General features: G+C 47.0%; 2 protein-coding genes. One reads left to right on the forward strand and one right to left on the reverse strand.

Going from position 1 to position 3,890, the window contains the following annotated elements; translation table 11 throughout:
* Window positions 1-295 (reverse strand): hypothetical protein (locus tag F6K49_RS36725; protein ID WP_366514271.1); only part of this gene is annotated, 295 nt, incomplete at its 3' end.
* Between the two features lie 874 nt (window positions 296-1,169).
* Here F6K49_RS36725 and F6K49_RS36730 point away from each other — a divergent pair.
* Window positions 1,170-3,350, forward strand: coding sequence for a cellulase family glycosylhydrolase (locus tag F6K49_RS36730; protein WP_293070169.1), 2,181 nt, complete (start codon window positions 1,170-1,172; stop codon window positions 3,348-3,350).
* The last annotated feature ends 540 nt before the right edge of the window (window positions 3,351-3,890 follow it).

The raw sequence follows: 3,890 nt of genomic DNA on the forward strand, positions 1-3,890 counted from the left end.
TGAGATTTTCCTCAAGACCCGATAACTGTGCCTCTATATCAGACCGGTTGCGGTCAGCGGAGCGCCATCCGGTCATCGCCACTGTAGCAGTTCCTACAGTCAGACTTAGTAGCGCTGCTAAGCCCAAGTAAGGTGGAGCTACGTCCATTAGTTTACCGTCAAACACTGGCTCCTCTTGTACTTGGATATTTAAAGGTCTAGAGCCAAACCAAGCTAGTGGTATGGTTAGGACTGTAAAGAGTGCAGCTGAAAATACAATTGGTTTCAGGACAAATTGCTTAATCGGAGATGTCATAATCAGTAGTTTCCTTCGATAGTTGCCGCATCAGCCATTTAACCTGAGCCGCGTAAGACTTTGCCAAGTTTTGATCAAGTTGTGATCTGTTTAGTCTTTCGCTCACTCCTTATCGGTGGTCAGCGGCAGAAGTTTTTTGTAGCTGCACCCTTTAATACTTTGGCTTTTCTTTAAGTTAATCCGTAGTGATCCCATGTTTCATAAAAGTTTTATGAAACCCTTCACTAAGTTTATGAATTTTACATGAATAAGTAGTGAAGGTATATTTAGAGAAATAAGTAGTGCAGGTATATAAACCCCTTCTAGATTGAAACTTGCAGTTCCTAGTGATTACCTGAGAACTTTACAATTAATCAGAATACTCCCTTCAAAACCGAGGGTTTTGAAGGTGGATGTGGGGGAAACTAAAAAGGGTTATGGAACTAAAACCCATGTTCAATAAGCGTTCGACTGTATGCCCCCCCAAAAGTTGGTAAGTTTTTTTAATACCTGCCCTGACTTAGTCTTTGGAATCTGTCAAGACACTTTGTGAAGGTTGTGTGACAACCTCCCAGAAATCCCTAGTTGATTTCGAATCTAGCCTTTACCCATCAAGCATTACATGATTTTTAACCAGGGGAATTGTCGGGTTTCGGTTTTGAGGAGATACACTGACATTAGGGCTAGTTTTGGGTATTGATATTAAGGGATTGTCTATCGTAACCTACCCATTGCCCTATATATAGTATAGTGGCTTAATTTAGTTTTTCGAGTTAGCCAGGGTGACGGAAGCTCAATCTCAAGTTCTTAGGTGCGCTCTTACTTGGCGAATTAAATTCGCCACGGGTCGCACCTCTAGTTGTGACTAACTCTACCTCTTCTCTTGTAGAAACCGATGTCTAGATTTTTCCGGCACATATCCCGAGTTGCCCGCATCCTATCAACTATCCTGCTGACAATCATCAGCCATTTCGGGCAGCCTCGACGGCGCAAGCCTGGGCATAGTAGGCTTCCTAAGTACCAGCGAACCAAATTTACACTTCCTTGGCGAATCATTGGTCTTGGCTTAGCGTTAGTCTTTTTATCCCTGATGGAATTAACCTTGCCTTCTCACCATCCTGTTGATGCAGCCAATGCTGCAAGAACCATGCAGCTACCTCTTTCTACCCAAGGATCACAACTACTTGATTCCCTAGGTCGCCCGATATTACTCAGAGGGGTGAACTGGTTTGGGATTGAGACAGAGTTGCATGCTCCTCATGGGTTGTGGAAACGAGACTACAAGGATATGTTGGCGCAGATCAAAAGCTTGGGCTACAACATGATTCGGCTGCCGTTTTCTATCCAATCCCTAAGAGCCTCAGAGGTCAGTGGGATTGATTTCAACATCGGTAGCAATCGGGAGCTTTACGGTAAATCGCCCTTGGAGGTCATGGATGCCATTATCAAGGAAGCCCAGCAGCAAGGCATATTAATTTTGTTGGACTGTCACCGACTCAATGACCAACGTATTCCTCCATTATGGTATGGGGATGGGTTTACGGAAACTGATTGGATAGAAACCTGGAAAATGCTGGCAACTCGTTACCGCAATCAGCCTAATGTCATTGGTGCAGACCTGAAAAATGAACCCCATGGTCGAGCCAGCTGGGGAACAAACGATCTAGCCACTGACTGGCGACTGGCAGCACAGAGGGCTGGTAATGCCATTCTTGCAGTCAACCCCAATTGGCTGATAGTTGTTGAAGGTGTGGAAAAGAATGTTCCAGGTCAACGACTAGCAACCCATTGGCATGGGGGTAATCTGGAAGGAGTTAGGGAATATCCAGTACGTTTGTCTAATCCCAATAAGCTGGTCTATTCCCCCCATGAATACGGCCCTGGAGTTTTCAATCACCCTTGGTTTTCAGAGCCTAGTTTCCCTAACAATTTGGAATACCGCTGGGAAATTGCTTGGAACTATATCGCTAGAGAAGGCATTGCGCCGATTTTGATCGGAGAATTCGGTGGTAAGGAGGTAGACCCTAACTCAAAAGAGGGAGTTTGGAAGCGGCGGCTGGTAGATTACATTAATCGAAACAACCTCAGTTTTGCCTACTGGAGTTGGAATCCCAATAGTGGGGATACTGGCGGGATCCTGCAAGATGATTGGCAGAGTGTGGAGGCTCCTAAGCAACAACTGCTTCAGGGACTGCTAATTGCCAACAATTTCGCCCCGAACGTGGGAGTTGCTCCGATTATCCCCTCAATTTCCATACCGCGACCAAGTTTCCCACCAGGCAGAACCAAACCAATGCCCACGCCATTGCCTAATTCCCAACCCAGCTCAATCGGGCAAATGCCTACACCAACGCCAAGTAGGCAGCCATCCAGGAGGGTTGCACCACTACCTCCACCCCTATCCAATCCCACACCCAGGAGGGTTGCACCACTACCCCCACCTAACCGGCGTACCAACCCTGGTGTAATCGCACCGTTACCGGCACCGTTACCGGCACCATCACCGGCACCATCACCAACTGTCACACCAAGGCAAGTTACACCCCTACCCCTACCGTCACCCCTTGCCAATCCAGGTTTAAAGGAGCCACTACCTTTACCATCCCCCAGTGCGACACCCAGCGACATGGCACCCTTACCTTCACCGCCACCCGATACCAACCAAGGTTTAAGGGAGCCAATGCCAACACCCGAACCTAGCCCTAATCTCCCTAACCCTAATCTCTCTACAAGGTCACAGACTAGAAACCGTGTCCCTTTAAAAGTGGTACCTAACCTGCATTCAGATTGGCAAGAAGGATTTTGCATCGGCATACAGGTTATCAATGAGGGCAGCACTAAGGTTGAAGACTGGGAATTAACATTCCAAATGAATCAAGCTGCGATTAACAATAGTTGGAATGGTAATTTCCAACCCCGTAACATGGAAAACTCTCAATCCTCTAAAAACTATGTGGTCACCCCGCTGGATTGGGGACGATTGATCGAACCTGGTCAAAGCCGTCATTTGGGATTCTGTGCCAACAAGCTTGGGTCTGACTACAAACCCAAGCAAATGTTGGCATCAGGGCAATAAAGATTGAATGCGTTCGCTACGCGAACGCATCTTGCTGACAGTACTTACCAAATCAGACAGAGAGCTTTAGCATTGTTATCACCCCGTGAGCTTTTAACTGGAGTTTAGACTAACTGGGGTTTCCCAAGAATGCGTTCGCGTAGCGTCGGCTTCGCCGAATCGCTAATCCAGAATGCGTTCGCGTAGCGTCGGCTTCGCCGAATCGCTAATCCAGAAGGGAGCATGTCACTTATGCAGCAACATTAGTACTAAATCTCTAGCCCGCTCATGGGTTTAAGCTTGTTAAACTAAGCCGGGGAGTCGCCTCACCCAACTCGTCTACAAAACCGGACGTGAAGGTTTCCCTTCATCCGGCTCCTCATCATGGGAACCATTGACATTGGTACCTCTACCATGGGTTGATATCCAACGACCTAGTGGGACTAAGCGCGATAATTAAAGGCATAAATAGTGCTATCCTATATAGGGTCTAGTTTTTAGGTTGGTTACTTTGTCCCTCCAATCCCATGAAAGAAACTGTTTCCACAGCAATGCCTCCAT

This window comes from Moorena sp. SIO3I6, from assembly GCF_010672095.1.

Excerpts from the sequence above, each read along its gene's own strand:
- F6K49_RS36730 (WP_293070169.1), top strand. The coding sequence starts at position 1,170 with ATGTCTAGATTTTTCCGGCACATATCCCGAGTTGCCCGCATCCTATCA.